The organism is Micromonospora sp. NPDC000316, assembly GCF_042898885.1.
In the GTDB taxonomy this organism is placed as follows: Bacteria; Actinomycetota; Actinomycetes; order Mycobacteriales; family Micromonosporaceae; genus Micromonospora.
In genome coordinates, this window is record NZ_JBIAZG010000021.1 from 37,877 (window position 1) to 64,312 (window position 26,436).

Annotated in this window: 26 protein-coding genes and 1 tRNA gene; 11 read left to right on the forward strand and 16 right to left on the reverse strand. The window is 72.1% G+C overall.

What is annotated here, in order from left to right; all coding sequences use genetic code 11:
- Positions 1-58: 58 nt before the first annotated feature.
- Both ACFY2Q_RS27340 and ACFY2Q_RS27345 read left to right on the forward strand, forming a co-directional pair.
- The gene (locus ACFY2Q_RS27340; RefSeq protein WP_387135044.1) at positions 59-688 is read left to right on the forward strand and encodes a hypothetical protein; all 630 of its coding nucleotides are present in this window, start codon (positions 59-61) and stop codon (positions 686-688) included.
- 54 nt (positions 689-742) lie between these two features.
- On the forward strand, positions 743-946 hold the full coding sequence (locus ACFY2Q_RS27345) for a hypothetical protein (RefSeq protein ID WP_387135047.1): 204 nt from the start codon (positions 743-745) through the stop codon (positions 944-946).
- A 262-nt stretch (positions 947-1,208) separates the two neighbouring features.
- Here ACFY2Q_RS27345 and ACFY2Q_RS27350 read toward each other — a convergent pair whose 3' ends face one another.
- Both ACFY2Q_RS27350 and ACFY2Q_RS27355 read right to left on the reverse strand, forming a co-directional pair.
- Positions 1,209-2,099 (reverse strand): IS3 family transposase, encoded by an 891-nt coding sequence (locus ACFY2Q_RS27350; protein ID WP_387135050.1) that lies wholly within the window; start codon positions 2,097-2,099, stop codon positions 1,209-1,211.
- Positions 2,096-2,410, reverse strand: a complete 315-nt coding sequence (locus tag ACFY2Q_RS27355) for a transposase (protein ID WP_387135053.1) — start codon at positions 2,408-2,410, stop codon at positions 2,096-2,098. The genes ACFY2Q_RS27350 and ACFY2Q_RS27355 overlap by 4 nt, the downstream gene beginning before the upstream one ends.
- 338 nt (positions 2,411-2,748) lie before the next feature.
- Between ACFY2Q_RS27355 and ACFY2Q_RS27360 the strand changes: the two genes are divergently transcribed.
- A complete protein-coding gene (locus ACFY2Q_RS27360; RefSeq protein WP_387135055.1) occupies positions 2,749-2,928 on the forward strand; it encodes a hypothetical protein in 180 nt (59 codons plus the stop codon).
- Between the two features lie 40 nt (positions 2,929-2,968).
- Here ACFY2Q_RS27360 and ACFY2Q_RS27365 read toward each other — a convergent pair whose 3' ends face one another.
- The 4 genes from ACFY2Q_RS27365 to cobC form a co-directional block, all read right to left on the reverse strand.
- The gene (locus ACFY2Q_RS27365; RefSeq protein WP_387135057.1) at positions 2,969-3,274 is read right to left on the reverse strand and encodes a hypothetical protein; all 306 of its coding nucleotides are present in this window, start codon (positions 3,272-3,274) and stop codon (positions 2,969-2,971) included.
- Positions 3,275-3,561: 287 nt separating this feature from the next.
- Positions 3,562-4,794, reverse strand: a complete 1,233-nt coding sequence (cobA, locus tag ACFY2Q_RS27370; protein ID WP_387135060.1) for a uroporphyrinogen-III C-methyltransferase — start codon at positions 4,792-4,794, stop codon at positions 3,562-3,564.
- A 28-nt stretch (positions 4,795-4,822) separates the two neighbouring features.
- Positions 4,823-5,956 carry a nicotinate-nucleotide--dimethylbenzimidazole phosphoribosyltransferase gene (gene cobT, locus ACFY2Q_RS27375; protein WP_387135117.1) on the reverse strand — a complete coding sequence of 378 codons (1,134 nt, stop codon included), beginning with the start codon at positions 5,954-5,956 and terminating at the stop codon, positions 4,823-4,825.
- A complete protein-coding gene (gene cobC / locus ACFY2Q_RS27380) occupies positions 5,956-7,053 on the reverse strand; it encodes an Rv2231c family pyridoxal phosphate-dependent protein CobC (RefSeq protein ID WP_387135062.1) in 1,098 nt (365 codons plus the stop codon). Before cobC ends, cobT begins: the two co-directional genes overlap by 1 nt.
- A 122-nt stretch (positions 7,054-7,175) precedes the next feature.
- On the opposite strand from cobC, the gene ACFY2Q_RS27385 reads away from it, so the two are divergent.
- A complete protein-coding gene (locus ACFY2Q_RS27385; protein ID WP_387135064.1) occupies positions 7,176-9,305 on the forward strand; it encodes a transglycosylase domain-containing protein in 2,130 nt (709 codons plus the stop codon).
- 16 nt (positions 9,306-9,321) lie between these two features.
- Here the strand turns inward: ACFY2Q_RS27385 and ACFY2Q_RS27390 are convergent, their stop codons facing one another.
- Positions 9,322-10,728 (reverse strand): cobyrinate a,c-diamide synthase, encoded by a 1,407-nt coding sequence (locus tag ACFY2Q_RS27390; protein WP_387135067.1) that lies wholly within the window; start codon positions 10,726-10,728, stop codon positions 9,322-9,324.
- A gap of 173 nt (positions 10,729-10,901) precedes the next feature.
- On the opposite strand from ACFY2Q_RS27390, the gene ACFY2Q_RS27395 reads away from it, so the two are divergent.
- Together ACFY2Q_RS27395 and ACFY2Q_RS27400 are read left to right on the forward strand one after the other, a co-directional pair.
- Positions 10,902-11,723, forward strand: coding sequence for an SURF1 family protein (locus ACFY2Q_RS27395; protein ID WP_387135069.1), 822 nt, complete (start codon positions 10,902-10,904; stop codon positions 11,721-11,723).
- A 103-nt stretch (positions 11,724-11,826) separates the two neighbouring features.
- Entirely contained in the window at positions 11,827-12,705 is an 879-nt protein-coding gene (locus ACFY2Q_RS27400; protein ID WP_387135072.1) for a hypothetical protein, read from the forward strand.
- 19 nt (positions 12,706-12,724) lie between these two features.
- On the opposite strand, the gene ACFY2Q_RS27405 is transcribed toward ACFY2Q_RS27400, so the two are convergent.
- The 5 genes from ACFY2Q_RS27405 to ACFY2Q_RS27425 all read right to left on the reverse strand — a co-directional run bounded on the left by ACFY2Q_RS27405 (position 12,725) and on the right by ACFY2Q_RS27425 (position 17,947).
- Complete coding sequence (locus tag ACFY2Q_RS27405; protein ID WP_387135075.1) at positions 12,725-14,317, reverse strand: ATP-dependent DNA ligase; 1,593 nt, start codon at positions 14,315-14,317, stop codon at positions 12,725-12,727.
- Positions 14,318-14,401: 84 nt separating this feature from the next.
- Complete coding sequence (locus ACFY2Q_RS27410; RefSeq protein ID WP_387135077.1) at positions 14,402-14,608, reverse strand: hypothetical protein; 207 nt, start codon at positions 14,606-14,608, stop codon at positions 14,402-14,404.
- 77 nt (positions 14,609-14,685) lie between these two features.
- Complete coding sequence (locus ACFY2Q_RS27415; protein ID WP_387135120.1) at positions 14,686-16,029, reverse strand: dipeptidase; 1,344 nt, start codon at positions 16,027-16,029, stop codon at positions 14,686-14,688.
- 36 nt (positions 16,030-16,065) lie between these two features.
- Entirely contained in the window at positions 16,066-17,211 is a 1,146-nt protein-coding gene (locus ACFY2Q_RS27420; RefSeq protein WP_387135079.1) for a M48 family metallopeptidase, read from the reverse strand.
- 76 nt (positions 17,212-17,287) lie between these two features.
- Positions 17,288-17,947 (reverse strand): uridine kinase, encoded by a 660-nt coding sequence (locus ACFY2Q_RS27425; RefSeq protein ID WP_387135082.1) that lies wholly within the window; start codon positions 17,945-17,947, stop codon positions 17,288-17,290.
- A 480-nt stretch (positions 17,948-18,427) separates the two neighbouring features.
- On the opposite strand from ACFY2Q_RS27425, the gene ACFY2Q_RS27430 reads away from it, so the two are divergent.
- Complete coding sequence (locus tag ACFY2Q_RS27430; protein WP_357008242.1) at positions 18,428-18,829, forward strand: rhodanese-like domain-containing protein; 402 nt, start codon at positions 18,428-18,430, stop codon at positions 18,827-18,829.
- 198 nt (positions 18,830-19,027) lie between these two features.
- On the opposite strand, the gene ACFY2Q_RS27435 is transcribed toward ACFY2Q_RS27430, so the two are convergent.
- The 3 genes from ACFY2Q_RS27435 to ACFY2Q_RS27445 form a co-directional block, all read right to left on the reverse strand.
- Positions 19,028-20,569: a cobyric acid synthase gene (locus tag ACFY2Q_RS27435; RefSeq protein ID WP_387135084.1), complete on the reverse strand. Its 1,542-nt coding sequence runs from the start codon at positions 20,567-20,569 to the stop codon at positions 19,028-19,030.
- 103 nt (positions 20,570-20,672) lie between these two features.
- On the reverse strand, positions 20,673-21,647 hold the full coding sequence (locus tag ACFY2Q_RS27440; protein ID WP_387135122.1) for a cobalamin biosynthesis protein: 975 nt from the start codon (positions 21,645-21,647) through the stop codon (positions 20,673-20,675).
- A 324-nt stretch (positions 21,648-21,971) separates the two neighbouring features.
- A complete protein-coding gene (locus tag ACFY2Q_RS27445; RefSeq protein WP_387135086.1) occupies positions 21,972-22,781 on the reverse strand; it encodes a single-stranded DNA-binding protein in 810 nt (269 codons plus the stop codon).
- 304 nt (positions 22,782-23,085) lie between these two features.
- On the opposite strand from ACFY2Q_RS27445, the gene ACFY2Q_RS27450 reads away from it, so the two are divergent.
- Positions 23,086-23,526 (forward strand): HPF/RaiA family ribosome-associated protein, encoded by a 441-nt coding sequence (locus ACFY2Q_RS27450; protein WP_387135088.1) that lies wholly within the window; start codon positions 23,086-23,088, stop codon positions 23,524-23,526.
- Positions 23,527-23,626: 100 nt separating this feature from the next.
- On the forward strand, positions 23,627-24,730 hold the full coding sequence (locus ACFY2Q_RS27455; protein ID WP_387135090.1) for an alpha/beta hydrolase: 1,104 nt from the start codon (positions 23,627-23,629) through the stop codon (positions 24,728-24,730).
- A gap of 38 nt (positions 24,731-24,768) precedes the next feature.
- On the opposite strand, the gene ACFY2Q_RS27460 is transcribed toward ACFY2Q_RS27455, so the two are convergent.
- The gene (locus ACFY2Q_RS27460; RefSeq protein WP_387135092.1) at positions 24,769-25,476 is read right to left on the reverse strand and encodes a hypothetical protein; all 708 of its coding nucleotides are present in this window, start codon (positions 25,474-25,476) and stop codon (positions 24,769-24,771) included.
- A 159-nt stretch (positions 25,477-25,635) separates the two neighbouring features.
- On the opposite strand from ACFY2Q_RS27460, the gene ACFY2Q_RS27465 reads away from it, so the two are divergent.
- A tRNA-Arg gene (locus tag ACFY2Q_RS27465) sits at positions 25,636-25,708 on the forward strand.
- 425 nt (positions 25,709-26,133) lie between these two features.
- On the forward strand, positions 26,134-26,358 hold the full coding sequence (locus ACFY2Q_RS27470; RefSeq protein ID WP_387135095.1) for a hypothetical protein: 225 nt from the start codon (positions 26,134-26,136) through the stop codon (positions 26,356-26,358).
- Positions 26,359-26,436: the final 78 nt, after the last annotated feature.

Here is a 26,436-nt window from a genome sequence, read left to right on the forward strand (position 1 = left end):
CGACACTCTCCGGCACCCACCGCCTACCATCTCTGCCGTGGGCGGGTTAGAAGCAACGGTGAAGTTGGCGACTGCGCTGGCATGGCCGACAGTAGTCCTGGTAGCGGTAGTTCTACTCCGCCGAGAGATCGCACGAACTTTGGGCCGCTTGAACCGGTTCGCCGGCCCTGCTGGCATCGAGGCCGAGTTCAGCGAGGAGGTCAGCGCGACCAGTGAGCTGGCGGAGGTGGCTGCCCCCGAAAAGCCAGATGAACTCCCGGTCGCCGACCCTCAAGGTCAAACAGCTCTGACCCCCCAGCCGTCACTTGCGGACCTCATCGAGGAAGCTTCCAAACATCCCCTCGGAGGCATGATCAGAGCATGGAACCTAGTTGAGGAAATACTTCCAGCCTTCAACCCACCAGGTAGGCGGAGAAATCCCATCGCCACCCTGCGGAGTCTAGAAGGGTCGGAGCTGGTCTCGGATGAGCTCTATGCCCTTGCTCACCGGCTTTGGGACCTGCGCAACCGTGTCGTTCACGGGCACGAGGTGCCCACGGCGAACGATGCCTACGAGTACGTGGTGTCGGCGTGGCGTCTAGCGACAGCGCTGAGCCGGCTGGTGCCAGACCGTAACTCCTCTGTGGCAGTCCCGCCAAGTGAGGCTGAGTCTCCGGCAGATGGGAAGGGTATTAGGCCAGCCCGATAGTCCTCTTACGTTGGGTTCGCTCCACTACGGAGCGTGACAACCGAGGAGGACACCATGACGGAGCCGACCACCGACGCCAAGCCGACCACCCGCAAGCCTGCGGCCAAGAAGGCTGCGCCGGCCAAGCCCGAGTTCGCGCCGAGGGTCACCGACAAAGGGCGCCTGGACCACTCGGACTGCGGCCATGAGCGCACCCTGGCCGGTCGGTCGGCATGCCGGGCCAACCACGCTAAGAAGGCTGCGGAGGCCACCAAGTGACCGCCGACATGCTCGCCGCGTTCGATCGCTTCAGGCGCAGGTTGACCGGGCACACAAAGCGGCGAGGGATCAACTGGCAAACGGCGACCTCGCCGGCGCTCAGGCATTGCTATCCCGCATCGGCCACACCCACACCAAGGCGGCACTGCTCCTCGGGAAGGTCATCCCCTCGTGCATCGCCTGCGGCAAGGACAAGCACGACGGGACCGAGGATCACCCGATGGCCCGTACTGTCAATCCCCTGGAATCGTGGAGGACTCGGTTAGGCGGCCTGGTTCTCCAGGACATGGGTGGTTGATCGTTCGTAGTCGATCGGTGAGCGTCCGTCGCAGACGGAATGGCGGCGTCGGCGGTTGTAGAAGTCGGTGATCCAGGTGGCGATCTTCAGCCGGGCCTCGGTACGGGTGCGGAACTGGTGACGGTGGACGTACTCGACCTTGATGGTGGAGAAGGTGGCCTCGGCGACGGCGTTGTCGAAGCACGAGCCGACCCGGCCCATCGACTGGCGTACCTTCCAGCGGGCGCATGCCCGGGCGAAGTCGGCCGAGCAGTATTCGCTGCCCCTGTCGCTGTGGAAGATCACTGCGGCGACGTCGTCGCCGCGGGTGACCGCAGCCATGTTCAACGCGGCGACGACCAGGCCGGCGTCGTGCCGGTCGCCCATGGCGTAGCCGAGGATGTGCCGGGAGTACAGGTCGATGACGGTGGCGAGGTAGAGCTTGCCCTCCTGCGTGACGATCTCAGTCATGTCGCCGCACCAGGCCACGTCCGGCGCGGGCGCGGTGAACTGGCGCTTGACCAGGTCCGGGGCGGCTGGCCGTTTGCCCTGCCGGGTCAGCCCACGCCGGCGTCGTTTCGCTCTGGCGACGAGGCCCAGATCGGCCATGAGCTGGGCGATCGTGTTGTCCGACACCCGCCAGCCCTGCTCGCGTAACTCGTCGCCGATGCCTGGGCTGCCGTAGGTGCCGCCTGAGGCGTCGAAGACGCGCCGGACCGCGTCCGTCAGCTTGGTCCGGCGGTCCTGGCGAGGTGTCGGCCGGCGATCCCGCCACTTGTAGAACCACGACTCGGACACCCCCAGGGCCCGGCAGGCCACCGCGTGCGGCACGTCGTGCTCGGTCCTCTGGGAAGCGATGAAGGCGGCCACGCTCACCGGCCCGTCGCTTCCTTGACCCACAGGACCACGGATCGCTTGAGGACATCACGCTCCATCGCCAGCTCGGCGTTCTCCCGCCGCAACCGCGCCAGCTCGGCCCGCTCGTCTTCGGCCAGCTGCCCGGCAGCGGCTTCGCCACGAGCGGCACGATCCTGCTGCACCCAGTTAGCCAGGGTGCCGCTGTTGATCCCCAAATCACGCGCTACCTGCGCGATCGACTTCCCGGCCTCCCGCACGATCCGGACCGCGCCCGCGCGGAACTCCGGATCGAACCGGCGTCTCGTCAGCCATGAACCTCTATCCCTCAAGTTCTGGCCCCCACGTTACGAGGGGAAAGGCACCGCGTCTCTGGGGCGATCTCAGTGGCGTCTCCAGCCTGTCGCATCCATCGAGTACGCTTGTTGCGCGCCGCCACTTGGCGGATGCGGACCGTGTTGTTAGCCACGGTCAAAGCCACCGGCATCGAGACGTAGCACCCGTAGCACACTCTGCAACGCCAAGACCGACCTTGGACAAGTCGGTCACCCTGAGATCCCGCTCTGCCGGTAGCGCGGACTCAGCGAAAGCCAGTCATGTAAACGCGACTGGTCGAGCTGAGCCGTGCAATGCACCCCACTCACTCGGCCGGAGTGAGGAGATGCGGGCCGTGGGGCTCTCGAATCTTGAGCCGTTCATCAGCGCTGGCCCGTGGGTCGTGACTGCCGCCCTCGGCGTGCCAGTGGTCGGCAAGATCATCGTAACTGCCTTGGCGCTTCGTGGCACACACCCGAAGGACCGGCCCGGCATCATCAAGGCCGTAGCCGAGCTGTTCCGGTGGCGTCGGTGATCAATCCTCGTCAGCCGGGCCAGCAGCGACTATTCGCAGCTCAGCCCGCCTCGTCGTCTAGGTCGATATCGGGGAAGCTGATCAGCAGCTCGGCCGTAGAGGCAAGAGGCAGGTGAAGGAAGGACGTTGCGGAGAGGCCGTCAGCGGGGGTGATCGGCAGATCGGCCGGTCCTCCACTTCGACCTACCCCGACGTACTTGACTCCTCGCTTGGCCTTCAGATGGGAAGAGATCTTCCGGCGGCATCGCTTACGGGCGGCATTGTTGGCGGGATGGTCGCAGTTGGGCGTGGTCCAACGCCTGCACACTTCCAGCGCCCGGCCCGCCCGCCTTTCGACAAGCTTCACGAGCTGCGTTCGTACGCGGGTGGTTGCAGGTTTGATGTTCGGCGCGCTTCATCAGATCACCTCGGGTGTCGGTTTTCGTGCCACACGACACGGCCCCCGCCCTCGCCCTCCCCGTCGCCCTCCGCGCGTCCTTTGCTCTGCTTCACTCCACGCAACACAAACAGCTTCTCCGTGTTGCGCCGGTTGAAGCAGAGCAAAGGACGCGCAAGGGACCTCGGGCCTCCCGCTCTCGTGCCGGCGGCGCCACCCGGCGCCGCGCTGACGCCCACCGGGACCGATGTCACCGGTCACCGGTCGAGCGCACCCACCACGTCACCCACCACGACGACGGCCGGCGGCCGCACATCGGCGGCGAGTGCGTCGGCGGCCACCGCGTCGAGCGTCGACCGCAGCACCCGCTGGGCACCCGTGGTGGCCTCCTGGACGACGGCGGCCGGCGTCTCCGGCGGCCGACCGTGCGCGATCAGGGTGGCCGCGATGGCGGCGAGGTTCTTCAACCCCATCAGGATCACCAGGGTGCCGCGCAGGCCGGCGAGGGCTTCCCAGCGCACAAGGGAGGCTGGTGCGTCGGGGGCCAGATGCCCGGAGACCACTGTGAACTCGTGCGCCACTCCCCGATGGGTGACCGGGATGCCGGCCGCGGCCGGCGCGGCGATCGAGCTGGTCACCCCGGGCACCACCGTCACGGGTACGCCGGCCGCCGCGCACGCCAGCAGTTCCTCGCCGCCGCGGCCGAAGACGTACGGGTCGCCGCCCTTGAGCCGCACCACGACCGCACCGGCCAGGGCACGGTCGACCAGGATCTGGTTGATCTCCTCCTGTGCCCGGGACGGGCCGTAGGGGATCTTCGAGGCGTCCACAAGCTCGACATCGGGGCGCAGCTCGTCCAGGAGCAGCCCGGGCACCAGCCGGTCGGCGACCACCACGTCGGCCTCGGTGAGCAGCCGCCAACCCCGCACAGTGATCAACTCCGGGTCCCCCGGCCCTGCCCCGACCAGTGCCACCCGCCCCCCGCCCACGTTAGGAAGGGACCCTTCCTCTGCCGCAGGCGTTAACTGGGGGCCCTGCCTTGCACCGAGGAGGTCGCGGATCGCGTCGCGGACGGTCATCGCTCGGCGGGGGTTGCCGCCGCCGAGCACCGCCACGGTGACCGGGCCGTGCCTGGTGACCGCAGGCGTCCACGCCGTCGCCGCCGTGCGGTCGTCGGCGCGGACGCAGAAGATCCGTCGCTCGGCGGCCGCCACGCTCACCGACTCCGCCGCGATCGGGTCGTCGATCGCCACCTGGACCAGCCACGCCCCGTCCAGGTCCTCGGGCGCGAACCGGCGCGGCACCCAGCGCAGTCGGCCCGCGTCGGCTCGGGCTCGCAGCGCCGGGGTCAGCTCCGGGGCGACGAGCAGGACGTCCGCGCCAGCATCCAGCAGCGCCGGCACGCGCCGGGTGGCGACCGCGCCGCCGCCCACCACGACCACCCGCCGCCCGTCGAGCCGCAGACCGAGGGGGTACGGGCTGGTGCTCACACCGCACCCCCTCGCTCGCCGCGCGTTGTCACTTCTCGGCCACGCCAGCGGAGTCGAAGGTGGCGACCTCGTGCAGCACCCGGACCGCGCCGGTGACCACCGGCAGGGCCAGCAGCGCGCCGGTGCCCTCGCCGAGGCGCAGCCCCAGGTCGATGAGCGGGTCGAGGCCCAGTTGGCGCAGCGCCACGGTGGCGCCCGGCTCGGCCGAGCGGTGCCCGGCGATCATGGCGCCGACCGCGTCCGGCGCGAACGCGGCGGCGACGAGCGCGGCGGACACCGCGATCACACCGTCCAGCAGCACAGGCGTGCGGCGCGCCGCCGCGCCCAGGATCAGCCCTGCCAGCGCGGCGTGCTCCAGGCCGCCCACGGCGGCCAGCACGCCCAGCGGGTCGGCCGGGTCGGGTGCGTGCCGGGCCAGCGCGGCCCGCACCACTGCCACCTTGCGGGCGTACGTCGGGTCGTCGACCCCGGTGCCCCGGCCTGTGCAGTCGAGCGGGTCGACGCCTGTGAACACGGCGATCAGCGTGGCGGCCGGGGTGGTGTTGCCGATGCCCATGTCGCCGGTGAGCAGGATGCCGGCACCAGCGTCGATCAGCTCGTCGGCGATCCGGATCCCGGTGCACACCGCCGCGAGCGCCTCGTCCCGGGTGAGGGCGGCGGTCACCGTGAAGTCCCGAGTCCCCCGACGCACCGACGCGGCGACCAGCCGGGGCGCGGCCGGCCCGTGCGCGGCTAGGTCGTGCGCGGCCAGGTCGCGGGCCGCCGGGCTGGAGGCCGCCGGGTCGGCGGCCTCGGCTGGGGCCGGCAGCGGGTTGGCCACCCCGACGTCGACAACTGTGACCGAGGCGCCGGCCTGCCGGGCGAACGCGTTGACGACCGCGCCGCCGGCCAGGAAGTTGCCGATCATCTGCCCGGTGACCTCCTGCGGCCACGGGGTCACCCCCTGGGCGTGCACCCCGTGGTCCCCGGCGAAGATCGCCACCGCGGCCGGCTCGGGCAGCGGCGGCGGGCAGGCCCCGGCCAGGCCCGCGAGGCGTACCGACAGGTCTTCCAGCGCGCCCAGCGAGCCCGGCGGCTTGGTCAGTCGGCCGTGCAGCTCACGGGCGGCGGCCATTGCCGACTCGTCAAGTGGCGCGATGGCCGCGGTAGTGGTCTCCAACATCATGCCTCCATGATCTCGCGCAGCACCTCGACGAACGCGTCGGTGGTGTGTCGGTCGCGTACCGCCACCCGCAACCAGTCCGGGCCGAGGCCGGGGAACGTGTCGCCGCGACGTACCGCCCAGCCCCGCTCTCGCAGGGCCGCCCGGATCCGGGTCGCGCCGGGCAGGTGCAGCAGCACGAACGCGCTGGCGGGGCGGCCTGCGACGCGTACACCGGGGAGGCTGGCGAGGCGTGCCACGAGGTGGTCGCGGTCGGCGGCGAGGTCGACGGCGATCGCGCGCTCGGCCTGGACGGCGGCGGGCGTGGCGCAGGCCGCGGCGGCGGCCAGCGCGGGTGTGGAGACGGCCCAGAGCGGCTGGACGGCGGCCAGCCGGGCCAGCAGGTCCGGGGCGCCGAGCAGGTAGCCGATCCGCAGGCCGGCCAGCCCCCAGGTCTTGGTGAGGCTGCGCACCACGAGCAGTCCGGGCAGGTCGCGCCGCTCGGCAAGCGACTCCGGTTCGCCGGTGTGGCCTCCTGTGGTGTCGGCGAACGCCTCGTCGACCACGAGCACCCGACCCGGGCGGGCCAGCGCGGCCACGGCCCGCGCGGGGTGCAGCACCGAGGTGGGGTTCGTCGGGTTGCCGATCATCACCAGGTCGGCGTCGGCGGGCACCCGCGACGGGTCGAGTTGGAAGCCGTCGGCCGGGTCCAGCAGCACCCGCTCGACCGGGTGACCGGCGGCCCGCAACGCTGCCTCCGGCTCGGTGAACTGGGGGTGCACGACCACCGGTCGGCGGATGCCGCGCAGCGCCTGGGCGATCAGCACGAAGCCCTCGGCGGCCCCGGCGGTGAGCAGCACCTCGTTCGGGGGACGCCGGTGCCGGGCGGCGACCGCGGCCCGGGCCGGCGCCGGGTCCGGATAGCGGGCCAGGTCGGTGAGGGTGGCGGCGATCGGGTCGGCCAGCCAGGCCGGCGGTGACGCTTGGCGGACGTTCACGGCGAGGTCGATCAGGCCGGCGCCGACCTCCGCGTCCCCGTGGTGCGTCAGATCCGGCTCGGTCACCGCCGCCGGTTCGGCCTCGGCGACGGGCGGCACCTCGCTCGGCTCATCACGCATGCCCGCGATCCTGCCGGGAAGGCGGCCAGCGGGACAGTCGATCTCGGCGTAAGCCACGTCACCACCTCGCGGGTTTATGAGTTCTTCTCATGTTCGATTCGGAAATGTCATAACTTTGCCACGTGAGCAACCGACCCCTTGCTGCCGCTGGTCGACTCGTCCCTCTCCTGCGCGCCGGGCTCATCGCCGGCATCGTCATCGCCGCCGTCGCGTACCCGCTTGTCGCCCTCACCGGGCTCGGCGCGAAGGCCACCGCGCACGCCGTGGACCACAAGACCAGGCTCTTGGCCACCGCCCTGCCCGCCGAGACCTCGTACCTCTACGCCCCTGACGGCAAGACCGTACTGACCATGTTCTACGAGGAGTACCGGCAGTACACGAAGCTGTCGGACATGTCGCCGAACATCCAGCAGGCGATCGTCGCCGCCGAGGACTCCCGCTTCTACCAGCACCACGGCGTCGACCCGAAGGGCGTCGCCCGCGCCTTCGTCTCCAACGCCCGCTCCGGCGGCTCGCAGGGCGCGTCCACGCTCACCATGCAGTACGTCCGGATGGCCCTGCGGGACAGCGCGACAACCCCCAAGCAGGTCCAGGAAGCCACCCAGCAGACCAGCCTGCGCAAGGTCAAGGAAATGCGGATGGCGCTGGACCTGGAGAAGGAGCTGAGCAAGGAACAGATCATGGAGCGCTACCTGAACTCGGCGTACTTCGGGCACCGGGCGTACGGCATCTACGCGGCCAGCGAGATCTTCTTCTCCAAGACCCCGAAGGACCTCACCCCCGTCGAGGCGGCCACCCTCGCCGGCCTGGTCAAGTCCCCGTCCGAGTACGACCCCGCGGACTCCGACCAGAAGGAGGCCACCGGGCGGCGCAACTACGTGCTGGACCGGATGAGCCAGCTCGGTTACCTCTCCCCCGACTCGGCCGCCGCCGCCAAGTCCGAGCCGATCCGGCTGAAGCTGACCACCCCGCCGCACGACTGCGCGGCGATCCCGGAGAAGTACAACAGCTGGGGCTTCGCCTGCGACTACCTGAAGAACTGGTGGAGCGCGCAGCCCGCGTTCGGGGCGAACCGGCTGGAACGGATGGACAAGCTGCGGCGCGGCGGCTACCGGATCGTGCTCAGCATCGACCCGAAGATCCAGGAGGCCGCGGAGAAGAACGTCGGCGCCAAGGAGGCCACCGGCAGCCCGTTCGCCAACGGCATAGTGGTCTCCGAGCCGGGCACCGGGCGGGTGAAGGCGATGGCGGTGAACCGGACGTACTCCCTCGACCTGGCCGACAACCCACCCAGCTCCAACCCCGAGGCCGGGCCGAAGGTGAAGGCAAACTATCCGAACACCGTGGCGCCGCTGCTCGGCGGCGGTGACCTGGCGGGCTACCAGGCCGGGTCGACGTTCAAGATGTTCCCGATGCTCGCCGCCCTGGACTCGGGGATGACGCTCTCCACCTCGTTCAACGCCCCGTACCGCTACCGGTCATCGGTCTACGACGGCTGGGCGCCCTCCAACGCCAGCGGCGCGATGACCGGCCAGCAGACCATGTGGTCCGGCTTCGGCAAGTCGGTCAACACGTACTTCGTGTGGCTGGAGGAGAAGGTGGGCGCGGAGCGGGCGGTCCGGTTGGCGGAGCAACTCGGGCTGCGCTGGCGCACCGACGTGGACCGGGACCACGCCTCACCCGCGAAAGCGTCCAAGTGGGGTGCGTTCACCCTTGGCGTCTCCGACGCCACACCGCTGGAGATGGCGAACGCGTACGCCGCCATCGCCGCCGACGGCCGCTACTGCGAGGCGATACCCGTACAGGCGATCATGAACCGGGACGGCACCCCGGCGACGTTCACCACGCCTGGTGGTATCCATCGTGAGGTGGCCAAGCCTCGGTGCCGGCAGGTCGTCAGCGCGGACGCCGCCCGGGCCGCCACCGACGCCGCCCGCTGTCCCACCGGGGACACCCCGGCACGCGGTAGCTGCGGGGGCTGGTCCACCGCCGACAGCGTCCGGGGTACGGTCGGCCGCCCGGTCGCCGGCAAGACCGGCACCACCGACAGCACCCGGTCGGCCTGGTTCGTCGGCTACACACCGGAGTTGGCGGCGGCGAGCTTCATCTCCGACCCGGACAATCCGTTCAACGCGGTCGGTGACGGGCAGTCCCAGATCCCCATCAAGGCGGTGTCGGAAACCCTGCGTGACGGCCTGAAGGGCACACCGACCCGCCAGTTCACCCCACCCTCGGACGCCATCGTCGGCTGACCGGAGTGGCCCGGGATCAGTGCTCGTCGGCGAGGACCTCACCGGCCGGGTCAGCCTCGGCCACCGGCTCGCGCACCGCCGCCGCGACCAGTCGGGCGGCGGTCGCGGCGTGGCCGGCCCAGTGCAGAGCGAGCTGTGAGGCGTGGACGTTGCGCCACACGAAACCCTCCGGCGTGCCACCGTCCCAGCTCCACGCCGGCCGCTGACCGGCGCGCGGGGTGAGCACCGCGCGGTGCTCCTTGTGCCCGACCAGCACCGTGCCACGTGCCGCGACCACACTGTCGGTCTGGGCGGTCGCCTCCCGGTAACCCACCACGAGGCCGTCCCGGCTGACACCTACCGCGTCCAACACACCGCACATCGGCAGCCCGTCCAGCTCCCGGGCCAACCAGAGCAGACCCGCGCCCTCGGCGACCACAGGTCGCCCGGTGCGCGCCAACTCGGCCACCGCGATGCAGAGCCGCCGGTTGGCCGACAACTGCTCGGCGTACGCCTCGGGCAGCGCACCGCCCACGACAAGCGCGCGGACACCTGCGGGCAGCGACTCGTCGCGCAGCGGATCGACGGTGACGACCTCGGCGCCGGCGGCGCGCAGCAACTCCGCGGTCTCCGGGTGACTGAAGCTGCCGCCCGGCCCACCCGCGACCGCCACCAGCGGGCGCTCCGCCGGGACGACGAACTCGCCGAGCGCTTCCTGCGGCGACCACGCCGCGGCCGGCAGCGGCGGCGCAGAGCGGGCCAGCCCGAGCAGCCGTTCCAGGTCGACAGTGGCGGCGACCGCCTCGCCCAGGCGGCGAACCGCGCGGGAGGCGTCAGCGGACCCGTCGACCACCGGGGCGATCCCGTGCCGGCGCGACGGCAGCACGGACGGCAGGTCCTGGCGGCGCAGCGCCCCGTAGACGGGCACGCCCACGTCCTCAAGCGCCTCGCGCAGCATCCCCTCATGCCGCGAGGACGCCACCCGGTTGAGGATCACACCGCCGAGCCACAACTGCTCGTCGTACGAGCGGAAACCGTGCACGAGGGCTGCCACCGACTGCCCCATCGCGGCCACGTCGACCACCAGGACGACCGGGCTGCGCAGCGCGGTGGCCGCCGCAGCCGTGGACTCCTGGGTGGGACGGCCACCGACCGAGTCGTACAGGCCCATGCTGCCCTGCACCACGGCGAGCCCGGCGCCCGCGGCACCGTGCGCGACAAGCGGAGCGAGCCGGTCGGTGCCGACCAACCGGGGGTCGATCACCCGGCCCGGCCGACCGGCGGCGAGACCCAGGTATGCGGCGTCGACCTGATCCGGGCCGAGCTTGAACCCGGCGACGTCGACACCCCGCTCGGACAGGGCGGCGAGCAGCCCGATCGCGAGGGCGTTCTTTCCGTGCCCGGAGGACGGCGCACTGAGCACCAGACGCGGCACGACGGTCATCATCGACTCCCTCGCGGGCGGCGGCGGGTACGCGACGACCGACCGGGGGCCGCGCCGTCCGCGTGACGATACCTGCCCGGTCCGACGGGCGAGCACCCCCGATCGGGACCGGCCGACCGCTTCCCGGCCCGGTCCAGGTCAGTGGCCCCGGTCATACGAGTAGCCTCGGTGCCGTGTACCGGTTCCTGCTGAGCCCACGCTGGCTGGGCGCCCTCGCGCTGACTCTTGTCGCCTCTGCCGTCATGGTCTGGCTGGGCAACTGGCAGCTGGACCGCTACCAGGGGCGCACCGAGATCAACGAGCAGATCGACGCGGGCCAGCGAATGGCCCCGACGCCCCTGACCGACGCGTTCCGGGCTCCCACGGGCGGCCCGGGGACGGCCGGCCCGCCGCCCGCCAAGGACAAGGTCTGGACCCGGGTCACCGTCACCGGCCGGTACGACCCGTCGAACACGGTCCTGGTTCGTGGCCGGACTGTCGACAGCCGTGTCGGTTTCGAGGTGCTCACCCCGCTGGTGCTCGCCGACGGCACCGCGCTGCTTGTCGACAGGGGTTGGATCCCGCCGGCTCCGGGCGGGGCGACCGCCCAGCCGTCGGTGCCCGCCGCGCCCGGTGGCGACGTGACAGTTGTCGGCCGGGTGCACGAGACCGAGAGCGGCGCCGGCGCGGTGGACCGCCGCGACGGGATGCTGGAGACCCGGCGGGTCGGCGTGTCGCGGCTGGCCCGCGAGCTGCCGTACCCGGTCTACGGCGGCTACGTGCTGCTGGACGAGCAGACACCGGCGGCTGACCCGCTGTTCAAGGCGGTGCCGGTCGGGCACACGAACAACTGGCAGAACTTCGGCTACGTCGTGCAGTGGTGGCTCTTCGCCGTCATGGCCCTCTTCGGCTACGGCTGGGTGGCTCGCCGGGAGGCCCGCCGCGCCGCCGGCATCGGCACGACGACCGCCCCGCTGGATCGGGCTGCCGAGCCCGCACCAAGCGCCTCTGCCTGAAACGGAACCCGAGTCGGCGTCGCAATCGGACGCCCGGGGGAACACGGGACGCCACGGCAGCAGGTAATCTCCGCCGCGTGATCATTTCGTGTGGGGTGTGCCGGTGACCGTCGATCCCACGGCGCCGTTGCCCGAGGCGGAGCCGGCGACCCCGGCGACCGACCCGTGGGCCTCCGCGCCGCTCACCGACGAGTGGTCGGCCAGCCCACCGGCCACACCGCACCCGACCGCCGCGATCTTCGGCACGCCGACGGCCACACCGGTGCCGGCCGCACCAGCGCCGGCACCGCCCGCGCAGTTCCCCGCCACGCCGGCGCAGTTCCCCGCCGCGCCCGCGCCGTTCCCCGGCTCGCCGGCCCAGCCGTCCGCGGCGCCCACGCCGTTGCCCGGGCCGCCGGCCCAGTTCTCCGCGCCACCGGCGCCGTTCTCCGGCCCACCGGCCCAGTTCTCCGGCCCGCCGGCACTCTTCTCCGGCCCGCCCGCACCCTTCTCGGGGCAGCCCGCGCCCGTCTCGGGGTCGCCCGCGCAGTTCTCCGGGCCGCCCGCTCAGGTCCCGGGGCCGTGGCCGGCGGTCGGGCCGTACCCGCCGGTGGCGGCGCACCCGGTCTCGGCCGGCTTCGCCGCCGGGCCGGAGGTGGTAGCGGTACAGATCGCCGAGATCACCGTGACCCCGCCGGTCATCCGCACACCGACAGGTGTGCTGCCGCTGGCCGGTGCCACCTGGCACGTTGCCGACTACTGGCAGCGGGAGGAGAAGATCGCCACCTGGGCGCTTGTCTGTGCCATCGTCGGCTTCTTCTGCGTGGCCGTGTTCAGCCTGCTCTTCCTGCTGGTCAAGGAGACCCGGCACCACGGCACCGTCCAGGTGACGGTCACCAACGGCGCCCAGCAGTACGTGGCCCGGATCCCGGTCACCGACCAGAGCCAGGTGCAGCACCTCAACAACCAGGTCAACTACGCCCGGTCGCTGTCCAACAGGTGACCCCGGCCGTTATGGCCGGTCAGCCGGTGGACCGGCCGGCGTGGATTGCCCGAACCGCGTCGATGGTGTCCGCCTCGGCGGCGGACTTGTCCTCGCGGTATCGCACCACCCGGGCGAACCGCAGCGCCATCCCGCCCGGGTAGCGCGAACTCGTCTGCACCCCGTCGAAGGCGATCTCGACCACCTGCTCGGGACGGACCCGGACCACCCAGTCGCCGCGCTCCACGGCAAGGCCGAGGAACCGCTCGGTCTGCCAGCGCAGCAGCTCGTCGGTGAGCCCTTTGAACGTCTTGCCGAGCATCACGAAGTCGCCGGTGCGCGGATCGCGGGCACCCAGATGCAGGTTGGACAGCCAGCCCTGCCGCCGACCGCTGCCCCACTCGACGGCGAGCACCACCAGATCGAGTGTGTGCCTCGGTTTGACCTTGACCCAGGCCGCTCCCCGCCGGCCGGCGTCGTACGGGGCGTCCGGTGCCTTGACCACAACGCCCTCCTGGCCCGCGTCGATCGCGGCGGCGAACGCCGCTCCGGCCTGCTCCGGGCGGTCGACCTCCAACCGCCCGACCAGCAGCGACGAATCGACCGCGCCGGCGAGCGCGGCCCACCGCTCACGGCCGGGCAGGTCGATCAGATCGTCACCGTCAAGGTGCAGCAGGTCGAAGAAATACGGTGTCAGGACGGTCTGGCCGGTGGTGGCGGCGGCCGCGAGCACCGCCGGGGCGACCGGCGTGCCCCCTGTGGTGCTGGGTGTGGTGCGCCGGGCGGCCCGGCTGGAGGTCTGCTGGAACGGCAGTGGTCGACCCGACTCGTCAAGGCCGATCGCCTCACCGTCGAGCACCAACTCCCGCCCGGGCAGGGCCCGGACCGCGGCGACCACCTCGGGCACCCGGCTGGTGATCTCGTCGAGGCTGCGGGTGAACACGGCGATGTCGGCACCGGAACGGTGCACCTGGATGCGGATGCCGTCGAGCTTCACGTCGACAACTGCGGGCGTGCCTGTCGCGGCCAGCGCCTCGTCGACCGACGGGGCGCTCTGCGCCAGCATCGGCGCCAGCGGGCGACCGACCTGAAGGCCGAACCCGGCCAGGGCAGCGGCGCCTCCGGTCAACGCGGCCACCGCCACGGCGCGCAGGTCACCGGCGAGCAGCAGAGCCCGCCGGACCGTCGCCACCGGCACCTCGGCGGCACGGGCCACCGCATCGGCAAGCAGCCCCGCCTGGGCACCCTGGCGCAACTCGCCACCGAACAGGTTGGTGAGCAGCCGCTGCTCGTCGGCGGTCGCCGCCGCGTAGAGGGTGCCGAGCAGCGCGCGACGGCGGGCCTGGGAACCCGCGCCCCGCACGGCGGCGATCTGCTCGATGGCCGCGTCGACGGCGGCCACGGTAAGCGTCGGCTCGGCTGCGGGAGGCGGCAGGTCACGCAGGCTCGCATAACCCACGCCTGTCTGCCGCTGGCGCAGCTCGCCGGCGAGATAGCCGGCACCGGGCTCCACCTCGGTCGGGTCGAGCCGGCGCAGCGCGTCGGCGAGCAGCTCCACCTTGGCCCGCCGGCCGCTGGTGGCGCCCACGGCGGCGGAGGTGGCCGCCAGGTCGATGAACCGCACGGAGTTCATCCTGCCAGCCACCTCCGACACCGCCCGGGCATTGCCGTGCCCGGGCGGTGTCGGCAGGGTGCCGCCACCACGGCGGACGGCGGATCAGGCGGAGACGGGTTCCTCGATGCGCAGCCCCCGGGCGCGGACCTCACCGGCGACCCGGGAGAGCACCGAGTCGAGGGCGACCAGGGCGGCGGAGAGCTCACCGAGCTGTTCGTTGAGCGTGGTCTCGGACCACGCGGAGACGTCGACGTCCCCCAGCGCACTGACGGCGGCCTCCAGGCGGGCCATCACCTCGTTCGTACTCATGTTCGAAAGGCTATAACAGTCGACCGTTCGACACGCCGAAACTCCCGGAAACAGGCCCAAAGTTGCCGTACCGACACCTAACTGCCCGCCGCGGCCACCTTGCCCAGCAGCAACGCCTCGGCGAGGCAGACCCGGGCGAACTCGCCGAGGTGCAGGCTCTCGTTCGGGCCGTGCGCCCGGGCGTGCGGGTCCTCCACACCCGTCACCAGGATCGCCGCCCGGGGGAACATCTCCTGGAAGGTGGCGATGAATGGGATCGAGCCGCCGACGCCGATGTCCACCGGGTCGGTGCCGTCCCAGGCGGCCCGGAAGGCCGAGCGGGCCGCGTCGAACATCGGCCCGGACGCGTCGATCACACACGGGTCACCGTCGTGCTCGATGCTGACCGTCACCTGGGCTCCCCACGGGGCGTGCTTCTCCAGGTGCGCGCGCACCGCCGCGTACGCCCCCTTGGGGTCGTCGCCCGGGGCGAGCCGGATGCTGAGCTTCGCCTTCGCGGCCGGCACCAGGGCGTTCGGCGCCTCACCTGTCGACGGCGCATCGATGCCGAGCACGGCCAGCGCCGGCTTGGTCCAGAGCCGGTCGGTGATCCGGCCGGTGCCGATGAGCTGCACGCCCTCGGCCAGCCCGGCCTCGGCCCGGAACCGGTCCTCCGGGTAGTCGACGACGGCGCCCTCACGGCCGACCAGCCCGTCCACCGCCACGTCACCGGCGTCGTCGTGCAGGGTGGCGAGCAGCCGCACCAACGCGGTAAGCGCGTCCGGGACGGCACCGCCGAACATGCCGCTGTGCACGGCGTGGTCGAGGGTACGGACCTCGACGAAGCAGTTGACGATGCCGCGCAGTGAGGTCGTCAACGCCGGTACGCCGACATCCCAGTTGGCGGAGTCGGCGATCACGATGACGTCCGAGACGATCTCGTCGCGGTGCTCGGCGAGCAGCCGCTCCAGCGAGTCGGAGCCGTACTCCTCCTCGCCCTCGATGAACAGGACCACGCCGACCGGCAGCGCGTCACCGTACGCCCGCAGCGCCGCGACGTGCGCCATGATGCCGGCCTTGTCGTCGGCCGCGCCTCGGGCGTAAAGCCGGCCGTCCCGCTCCACCGGCTCGAACGGGTCGGACTCCCACAGCGACAGGTCGCCGACCGGCTGCACGTCGTGGTGGGCGTACAGCAGCACGGTCGGGGCCCCGGGCGGGGCGGCCCGCCGGCCGATCACCGCGGGCTGACCGCCGGAGCGCACGATGTCGACGTCCAAGCCGCAGCCGCGCAGCAGCTCGGCGACGGCCTCGGCGGAGCGCTCCACGTGCGAGTGGTCGAAGCCCTCGAAGGCGATGCCGGGGATGCGGACGAGGCGTTCCAGGTCGGCCCGGACACCGGGCATCTCCCGCTCGACGGCGGCCCGCACCTCGGACTCGGACATGATCGGTGAGGTCATGACCGGAATCGTATGCCGGCCTTACCCCGCCGCGCCGGCCGAGCCCGTACCCTCGCCGCCTCCGGCGGTGCCCGCGCCCGCGGTCGCGCCCGGCGCGGCCCGGCCGGCGCGGTGCGCGCGGCCGGCGGCCTCGGTTGCGGCGTCCATCCAGGAACGGGCCCGGCCTGCGGTGCCACCCACCCACTCACCGACGTCATTGGCGCCGTCGCCGAGGCCGCGCAGCAACCCGACAAGCGGATCGGTGGACCTGTTGAACTCCTCCCGGTACGACTCGGCGGCTGCCTTGATCTCCTCGGACACGCTCGTCGACGCGTCGTCGTCGCGACGTGGGTAGTCACCGGCCAGCACCCGCCCGTACGCCCCGGAGTCGATCCACTGCCGCAGCTGGGCGGCCCGCGCCACCGGCGCCGGATGGGTGCTCCAGGCCGTCATCCGGATCTTGTGCAGGCTGTCCCGCAGGTCGCCGCCACTGGCGTACTCGGCGGCCTGCTCCAGGAAGGCCGTGGTGTCGATCTGGGACAGGTCACCGCCGCCGGCGAGCTTCATCAGCAGCCGCAGCGCGGCGGCCGGGTCCTGCCCGGCGAGCAGACCGGCCCGGTCGGCAGACAGCTCCGCCTTGCGCCACCACTCAAGCATCGCCGCGATGATCGCCCGGAGCGCGATAGCGCCCACCGGCAACCAGCTCAGGTTGGCCGCCCACCTCGTGAGGATCATGAGCATGGTCTTGTAGACCGCGTGCCCGCTGCCCACGTGCCCCAGCTCGTGGCCGAGCAGGCAACGCAGCTCGTCCTCGTCGAGTTGCTGCACGCAAGCGGAGTTCAGCACGATGAACGGCCGTTCCAGGCCGACCGCCTCGGCACCCAACCACGGCGACTGCGTCACGTACAGCTCGGGCAGCTCGGCCACGTCGAGCGCCGCGCCGGCCTCGGTGTAGCGCTGCCACACCGCCGGATACTGGCGGTGGTCGACGCGGATGCCGGACGCCAACACGGACAGCCGGAACCCGCGCTCGTTCCACATACCGAAGAACGACCGCAGCACGTCGTCGAACCCGCGCAGCTCCCGCAGCGCGACAAGAGCGCCCCGGTCCGCCGGGTGCTCCCAGGCCCGGGAACTGATGCCGGTGAGGGTGATCCGTCGTCGTGCCGGTGTGTCCGTTGTCGACATGTGGCTCCCGTTCGCCGTACCCGACCTTTCCCGCATCGTGCCCCAGCCGGTGCCCCGCGTCCATGCCAAGCTCGGGTCACCGCGTCCGCACGTAGTACCTCTCGGCGTCGTACGGCAGCGTCGGCGCACCGTCGATCACCAGGTCGGCCCGGTCGATCGTGCCGTCGGCGGCAAAGTGCGCCCGCTCCCCCTCGTGCCAACGGCGCAGCTCGGGCAGGATCTCCGGCCCGTCCCGAGCCACCGCGCGGGCCAGCCGCGTCGGCGCGGGCGCAGTCACGAAGACCGCCAGGGTCACCTCGGGCAGGATGACGGCACGCGCCGCGCTGACCCCCTCCAAGACCAGCACCGACGCGACCGGCACCGCGACCGGGCGCGGCAGAAAGGACCGCCGGACCCAGCTGTAGCGGCGGTACGCCCCCGGCCGTCCCGCCCGCAGCGGCCCCAGCACCTGCGCGTCCAGCCGTGGCCAGAAAGTGAGCTGGTCGTCCCAGCCGTCGAGCAGGTCGTCGGTGTGCACCACAGGTGGCCGCCCACCGCCCGCCAGCACGGCCAGAGCGTCCGCGAGGTGCGCGGCGAACCGGCTCTTGCCCGCGCCGCTCGGCCCGTCGACCGCAACCAGCCGAGTCCGCCCCAACCGCGCCGGGCCCGCGAGCACCCGACGAGCCAACAGGGTGTACGCCTCGACAACCGCCACGCTCGACCTGACGTCCGCGCGGTAGGTGGTGCGGTCCGCCACCCTCCCGACATCCCCGGCCTGATCGGCGTTCCTGGCCCCGTTGACGTCCTCAGCCTGACCGAGGTCCCCAGCTCCACCGGCCTTTTCGGCCTCGTCGGCGTTCCCGGCCTCATTGGCGTTCACGGTTTTGCGGCGGCCTGGTGTCGGCGGCCCGGGCTGGGTTCGTACACCACCAAAGTATGCCGTCGTCGTCGTAGGCCAACGTGATCGACTCGGGTTCCTAGAAATCGGGGTGTCCTGTCGACGGGGATACCGCGATTTCAAGGAAACCGAGTGGATCACGCGGCGTCGGCGGCCTGCCGTGGGTCGGTGGGTCGGGCATCGACGGCGTGCGGTGGTCGGGCTGACACGTCTGGTTGACCGCCGTGGTCGGGTGGCCGTCACGTCCGGGGGAATTGGGGCGGCGACGGGTGACGGGCGGCCCGTTCGCCGCCCGGGGTGCCACCGAGTCGGCATGATCGGGTGGTGCTCCGAGACGTGATGAGCCCCGGCATCGACGCCCTGCTCGAACAGGCCCGCGCCGGGCTGCACCGATTGACTCCGCAGCAGACCGTCGACGCGGTCCGCGGCGGCGCCCTGCTGGTCGACACCCGTACCGACACGCAGCGCCGCGAACAGGGCGACCTGCCCGGCGCCGTCGTCATCGACCGGACGGTGCTGGAATGGCGACTCGATCCGGCCAGCGCGTGGCGCATCCCGGAGGCCACCGGCTACGACCGGGAGATAGTGCTTGTGTGCCGCCAGGGTTACAGCTCCAGCCTCGCGGCCGCCAGCCTCCAGACTCTCGGGCTGCGCCGGGCCACCGACATGATCGGCGGCGTGGACGCCTGGCTCGCCGCCGGCCTGCCCACCACCGATCGCCCCGCAGACATCCGCCCCTGAGACCCAGCCACCCCTACGCCGAGTCGCGGTTCAGGCAGGTGCGGGCCGCGTGGGTTGACGGAACGCACCCAACGCCGAGTCGCGGGTCAAGCAGGTGCGGGCCGGGTGGGATGACGACACGCACCCAACGCTGAGTCGGGGGTCAGGCAGGTGCGGGCCGCGTGGGATGGCGGCACGCACCCGACGCCGAGTCGCCGGTCAGGGCGACGGCGGGCCGGGTGGGATGAAGGGAAGTCCGGGGGTTGGGCCGGTTTCGATGAGTTTCCAGAGGGCGTCGGTGTCCAGGTGCTCCTCGACGAGGTCGCCGAGCAGGTCGAGTGAGCGTTCCCGGGCGGCGGCGAAACTGGTGGCCGGCGAGACGCGGAACCCGGTACGCCCGGCCAGCCGGGCCACCTCGGTGAGGAACCAGCGACGGAACCCGTCCGACTCGAACGCCCCGTGCCAGTGCGTGCCGTACACCGCGCCGAGCACCGCACCCTCGCCGACGCCGTCGGCTCCGGTCAGCAGCGGGGTCAGGGCCGGGTCGGCCTGCGAGACGTACCCGTGATGGATCTCGTAGCCGCGGACCGGCAGGCCGCCGGGGGCGGTGCCCACCGACTGCCGGACGGTTTTGCGCGGGTCGAAGGTGATCTCGATCGGCAGCAGGCCGAGCCCGGGCACGCTGCCCTGCCGGCTCTCCACCGGGTCGTGGATGGCCCGGCCGAGCATCTGGAAGCCGCCGCAGAGGCCGAGCAGTGGTTTTCCGGCTGCCACGTGTGCGTGGACCGCGTCGGCGAGGCCGGTCTCGCGCAGCCAGGCGAGGTCCGCGACTGTCGACTTCGAGCCGGGCAGGATGATCAGGTCGGCGGCGGCCAGTTCGGCCGGTTCGACGGTGAGGCGTACGCGGACGCCTGGCTCGGTGGCCAGCGTCTCCGCGTCGGTGGCGTTGCTGACCCGGGGTAGCCGCACGACTGCCACGTCCAACCACTCGGTGCCGTACGGCGCGGCGGGACGGCCGAGCACCCGGCCGTAGGCGAGCGAATCCTCCGCGTCCAGCCACAGGTCGAGCGCCCACGGCACCACGCCAAATGTGGGGCGGCCGGTCACCTGGCCCAGCATGTCCAGACCTGGCTGAAGCAGACCGAGATCACCACGGAACTTGTTGATCACGAAGCCGGCGATCAGTGCCTGGTCGGCGGCGTCGAGCAGGGCCACAGTGCCGAACATCGACGCGAACACGCCACCTCGGTCGATGTCGCCGACCACGATTGTGGGCAGGTTGGCGTGCCGGGCCAGGCCCATGTTCACGTAGTCCCCGCCCCGCAGGTTGATCTCCGCCGGGCTGCCCGCGCCCTCGCAGATCACCACGTCGTACGCGTCGCGCAGCTCGGCCAGCGCCGCGTACGCGGTCTCGGCGAGCCGGGGCCGCAACTGCCCGAAGGTGCTCGCGGTGATCGTGTCGACCGCCTCGCCGAGCAGCACCACCTGGCTGGCGAGGTCGCTACCCGGCTTGAGCAGGACCGGGTTGAAGCGTAGGTCCGGGGCGAGCCCACAGGCCGCCGCCTGCATGGCCTGGGCCCTGCCGATCTCGCCGCCCCGCCCGTCCGGCCCGACCACGACCGCCGAATTGTTCGACATGTTCTGCGCCTTGAACGGCGCCACCTTCACGCCTTGGCGGTGCAGCCACCGGCAGATGCCGGCGGTGAGCACGCTCTTGCCGGCGTCGGAGGTGGTGCCGGCAACCAACAGACCACCGCTCACCGCCCACTCCCCCGCCCGGCCACGACAGCCCTCGCCCAACGCCGACCCACCACCGCTGCCAGCCCGCGCCCACCCGTCACCGCGCGCAGCTCGCGCCGACCCGTCACCGCGCCAGCCCACCACGACGAGTCGTCGCGTACACCCCGCGCCGACCGAGCACCGCGGCGAGCCCGCGCCGGCCCGCGGCGTTGACGAGGCGGCCGACTGTCACCGGGTAGGCGGCGGCCAGCCCGAGGGCGGCCAGCCCCACGGCGCCGGACACGCGGGCGGCTCGCTTGAGGTGGCGCGCCTCGGGACGCGGACCGTCACCCAGGAGCGGGCGGACCTCGGAGCGCCCGAAGTAGATGTTGCGGCCGCCGAGGCGGACACCGAGCGCGCCGGCCATCGCCGCCTCGCACTGGCCGGCGTTGGGGCTCGGGTGGTCGTTGCGGTCGCGCCGCCACACGCGCCAGGCCCGTTCACGGTCACCGTGCGCGACCGGGGCGACAGCGATCGTGAGCAGCCCGGTCAGCCGGGACGGCACCAGGTTGAGCAGGTCGTCCAGCCGAGCGGCAGGGGTGCCGAACCGCGCGTACCGCTCCGACCGGTGCCCGACCATCGCGTCGAGGGTGTTCGCCGCGCGGTAGCCGAGGAGCCCGGGAAGGCCGGCGACCGCGCCCCAGACGAGCGGGGCGACCACCGCGTCGGAGGTGTTCTCCGCGACCGACTCGACTGTGGCTCGGGCCAGCTCCGACTCGCCAAGGGTGGACGGGTCTCGGCCGCAGAGGTTACCGAGGCGTCGCCGGGCGGCGGGCAGGTCACCGTCGCGCAGCGTCCGACCCATCACGGAGGCCTCGTGCCGCAGGGTCCGGCCGCCCAGCACGGTCCAGGTTCCGGCGGCGACGAGCACCGCGCGGGCCACGGGCCGGTGCCGGGTGGCCGCGGCGGCGACCGCCCCGAGCACCACCGGCCCGCCCACGGCAAGTGCGGTGAACGCGGCACCCGCTGCCCGGTCCGGCCGGTAGAGGCGACGCTCCAACGCCCCGGCGGCCTGCCCGAAGCCGGCCACCGGGTGCCACCGGCGGGGGTCGCCGAGCATCCTGTCCAGCGCGTACCCGGCCAACAGCCCTACCGCGTTCGCCACCGGCGCTGTCTGCCGCACGCGCACCACCTCCGGCCGGCCAGCCTAGACGAGCATCCCGTGAACCAACCGCGCCAGCCGCACTCCCGCCCGACCGTGCGCGGCAGCCCGCCGCACCGCACGAGCCCCGCCGCGCCCGCCCGCCCCGCCGTCCGCCAAGCCGCACCGCTCATCAGGCCGCAGCCGCGCCCGCCGCTGGCGTCACGCGGGGTGACGACGCCTGTCGCGTCGCCACCCCGCCCCCGTCGTGCCACGCCGTTGGGCGCTCGGAAGCCGAAACGGTCACACCGGCTGCGGAACACGTCCTCGACCGCGCCGCCCCCGGCCGGACGGCGCGGGATCCGGTCGGCCCTCGTCGGGCACCGGCCCCAGCTCGCCGTCGGGGTCACCGTCGTCCGAGTCGCCGGGAGGGGCCAGTTCGTCGTCGTCGAGGGCGGCAGGCATGTCGGGCTCGCCGCCCTGCGCACGATCGGGGCCACCCGTGACACCGCCGCCCAGGTCGCCGCTGCCGGGAAGGGAGACGTCGTCGAGCGGACCGCCGTCGTCGAGCGGACCGTGGTCGACCGGGCTGGTCCGCAGCGAGCCGAAGTCGGACAGCTCGAAGTCGTCGTCCATCGGTCGGTCATCGGGCAGCACGGGCGCCTGCCCGGCCGGCACCGGCTCGGTGGGCTCGCCGTGCACCCGGCTCTCGGCTTCCGCGTCCTCGACGGTGCTCGTCGTCATGGTCGGCCGGTTACGCAGGAAGCGGGCCCGGCCACGGGACAGGTCGTGGCCGACGGCGACCGCCTCCAGTTCGTAGATGGTGCGGTGGTTGCCGGCGTCGTCGGTCCAGTCGCGGGTGTAGAGGCGACCACAGACCACCACCGGGTCGCCGACCATCACCGAGGCGGCGACGCCTTCGGCGAGCTTGCGCCAGCAGTTGACGCGGACCCGCAGCGAGTTGCCGTCGACCCAGCGGCCGCTGTCGCGGTCGAGCCGGCGGGCGGTGGACGCGACCTTGAAGTTGGCCACCAGGGTGTTGCTCTGGGTGGTACGCCGCCACTCCGGCGCGGTCAGCACATTGCCGACAATTGTGACGTAGGTGTCAAACATCGTCCCTCCAGGGGATCCGGGGTCTGCCAGCGCGAGTCGACTCGGCCCTGAGCCTGAGCGGTGTCGACGAGGGTCGCCAGCGCCGCAACCCCGACCTGTGGACAACGGGGGAACCTGTGGACAACGCCCTGATCACGCCCTGATGTGGTACGGCCGACCTCACCCGGTCGGGTGACTGCGGTTCCGGCGCCGCCCGAGTGGGTATGGACTTGATCAAGCACCACCGACAGCTCCCACGTCGACGAGAGGCCAGCGCCATGATGATCAATGCTTTCGGTTCCGCAACCGCTTCCGGGGCGCGGCGATGAGCGCCGTGGCGAACCCGGCCACCGTGGCCGGATGCCTCCGGGTGGGTGCCGGGTTCTCGCAGGGCGACCGGAACTGGATCGCCGAGCAGTTCGCCACCCTCGACACCCGGCTGGCCAGCTTCCACGCCGACGCCACCGAGTTGGAGGTGTCGGTGAAGGACCGGGAGGCCCGGGGCCAGAAGGTCACCCTGGAGTGCTGGATCGCCGGCCGACAGAAGATCGTCACCACCTCCGCCGAGGAGGACCTGCACGCCGCGCTCAACGACGTTCGCGACGACCTGCGCCGGCGCCTCAACGACGCCAAGACCCGCCAGGAGCCGCGCCACAACAAGCACCTGCGCGACGTCAGCCAGCCGCAGGGCGAGGTCGACCCGGCCGGCGAGCCGGATGAGCTGCCCGCCGCCGACCCGAGCCGCGCCGACGCCGAGACGGTCTGACCGCGTACCCCCGCCATGCCCCGGCCGGCAGGCACGGCCGGTCGGGGCCGGCGGGCGTCGGGCCTACCGCCGGGTAGTCGGCCGGCGTAGCGTCGATTCCGTGGAACCGGACGTGTTGGGGCCGCCCTACGAGCGGCAGACGATCGACCTGGGCACCGACGACGAGGGGCCTGTCGTCGCGACAGTGGTCCGGCGGCGAGCCGAGCGCCCCACCGGGCGGGCGGTGCTCTATGTGCACGGCTTCGTCGACTACTTCTTCCAGACCCACCTGGCTGACTTCTTCGCCGAGCGTGGCTGGGATTTCTACGCCCTCGACCTGCGCAAATACGGCCGCAGCCTGCTCCCGCACCAGACTCCGAACTTCTGCCAGGACATCAGCGACTACTTCTCCGAGCTGGACGCCGCCGCCAAGATCATTCGCTCGGAAGACGGGCACGACACCCTGCTGGCGATGGGCCACTCCACCGGCGGCCTGATCATGTCGCTCTGGGCGGACGCCCGCCGCGACACCGGCACCATCGACGGCCTCGTGCTCAACAGCCCCTTCTTCGACTTCAACGCCTCCTGGGCGGTCCGCCGACCCATCGCGGCCGCCGCGGCCCGGCTGGGCCGCAGGGCGCCGCACCGCATCGTGCCGATGGGGCTGGGCACGGTGTACGGCGAGAGCCTGCACGCCGACCACCGTGGCGAGTGGACGTACGACCTGGCGTGGAAGCCGCTGGCCGGGTTCCCGGTCCGGGCCGGCTGGCTGAACGCGATCCGCACCGGCCAACGTCGGCTGCGCGCCGGGCTGGACATCCAGGTGCCCGTGCTGCTGGCCTGCTCGACCCGCTCCTTCCGGGGCACCAAGTGGCACGACAGCGCGACCCTTGCCGACGCCGTGCTGGACGTCGAGCACATGGTCCGGTACGCGCCACGCCTCGGCCGACACGTCACCCTGGCACGGTTCGACGGCGGGATGCACGACCTCGTCCTCTCCGGCCCGGCCGTACGCCGACAGGTCCTGAACGAGGTAGGCAGGTGGGCAGAGGCGTTCCTCGCCGCCGGCCCCACCGCCCCGGCCGATCCCGCCCCGACCGACCCCACCCCTGCGGGCCCCACCGACGCCGACCCGACCGACGCCGCTTCGATCGCTGATGGGCGCGGGCTGCCCGGAAACCGTCGTCCCACGGACGATCGGGCCGGGACGACGGCCAGCGACTGACCCACGCGGCGACGGTCGACCGCCCGCGCGGCGACAGCTCAGGCGTCGCCGGGCGCGGCCGGGAGGACGGCCCGGATCCGGTCGAAGGTCGCCACCGGGTGGCCGTCGACGCCGGGCAGCACCAGGCCCAGGCAGTACAACGACACCTCCCCGGTGGCGTCGGCCTGCACGACGAAGACCGGCGCTCCGACGTACCCGAGTGGCAGTTCCCCGGTGATCCGCACGGTGTCCCCCTCGCGGACCACCCGCTCGATCGTCACCTCCAACGGCCGGGAGCCGTCCTCGCGTACCCCATGGGCCAGCACGAAAGCGGAACCAGCGGCGGCGGTGAGCCTCGCGATCACCTCGGGCCCGGCGGCCATCTCGGCGGGCACCGGCTGCACCCGCCACCGCCAGCCGCCGTCACCGGCGTAGCGGTGCAGGCCGCCGGTCGCGAGCACCGCGACGCCGTCGCCCGGAAAACGGGCCCAGCCGGGCCTGATCTCACCCGTCGCGACGGCGTCCGGGGCGACCCCGGCCGGCTCGGTGACGCTGGCCCGCAGACCCAACTCCCCGCCCGCGCCGCCGACCAGGTGGGCCGCCGTCAGCAGCGACTCCCCCACCGGGTCGTCGCTGCCCTGGAAGAAGAACACTGTGCCGAAGCGCTCGTCAGTGGCGTCCGTTGACCGGTACGGCAGGATGGCGCGACCGACGATCTGGCACATCTCGTAGGCGACGCCGCTCTCGGTGTCGGGGTCCAGCAACACCAGCCGAGGGTACGGGCCAGTGTCGGGCCGATCGGCGGGAACCCGGATGCCAGCCACCCGGCCGTCGTGAGACCCTGCTCGGCGACGCGGACGCGAGCACCCTTTTCCCCGCCACGAGGTGGGGCGGCGGTACCCTCTTGGCGCGTACAACCACGCCGCGCGCCCGTAGCTCAGCGGATAGAGCAGGGGACTTCTAATCCCAAGGCCGCAGGTTCGAATCCTGCCGGGCGCACAGGTACTCCGCGTGAAGGTCGATACGGGCGTCGACCCGATCAGCGGCGGCGGCACTACCTGACCGAGGTCACCCCTGCCGGCCGCACCGCAGCCAAGGATGCCGATAAGGCGCGTACACCCGGCCAACGGCACTGTCCACGCCCTACCCGGCAGGCCACAGACCCGCGTAATCCGCTGGTCTAAATGGGCGCAATGGCAGAAACCCCACTGATCAGGGTTTCTGCCATTCTCGCCTTTTAGACCAGCGATCCAGTCATCACCCCACTGTTGGCCGCGCATGCGACTGTCTTCGATCAGAGCCACCAGCGCCGGCAGCCGGGGCAGGGGACGTAGCCTCTACGCCGTCTTAGCCCCTCGCTCATCTTTTCGGAGGCCGCTTGTCGGCTGTGTCCTTGCCGGTGGTGCCGAAGCTAACATTCGCGGATGGAGTGGTTGGCAGCAGTACTCTCGTTCGTCGGTGGCCTGATCGCAGCAGCACTCGGGGCCTACGCCGTCACGAAAACGAACAAGCAGCTGATGGCAGCTGACATCCGAGCACGCTGGGACGCCGCGCTGCTCGAACACAGCGAGTCCTTCGTTGCCTCCACGCGCTCTCTACGTCATCACGCCGAACGCTTCTCCCGCAGCGAGGTGTCGACGACGCGCTGAGACTGACCCTCTAGCGGCGGATTGGGACTGACCCCTCCGAGGCTGGAGGGGTGATCGCACTGGAAGACTGGGCTGAGA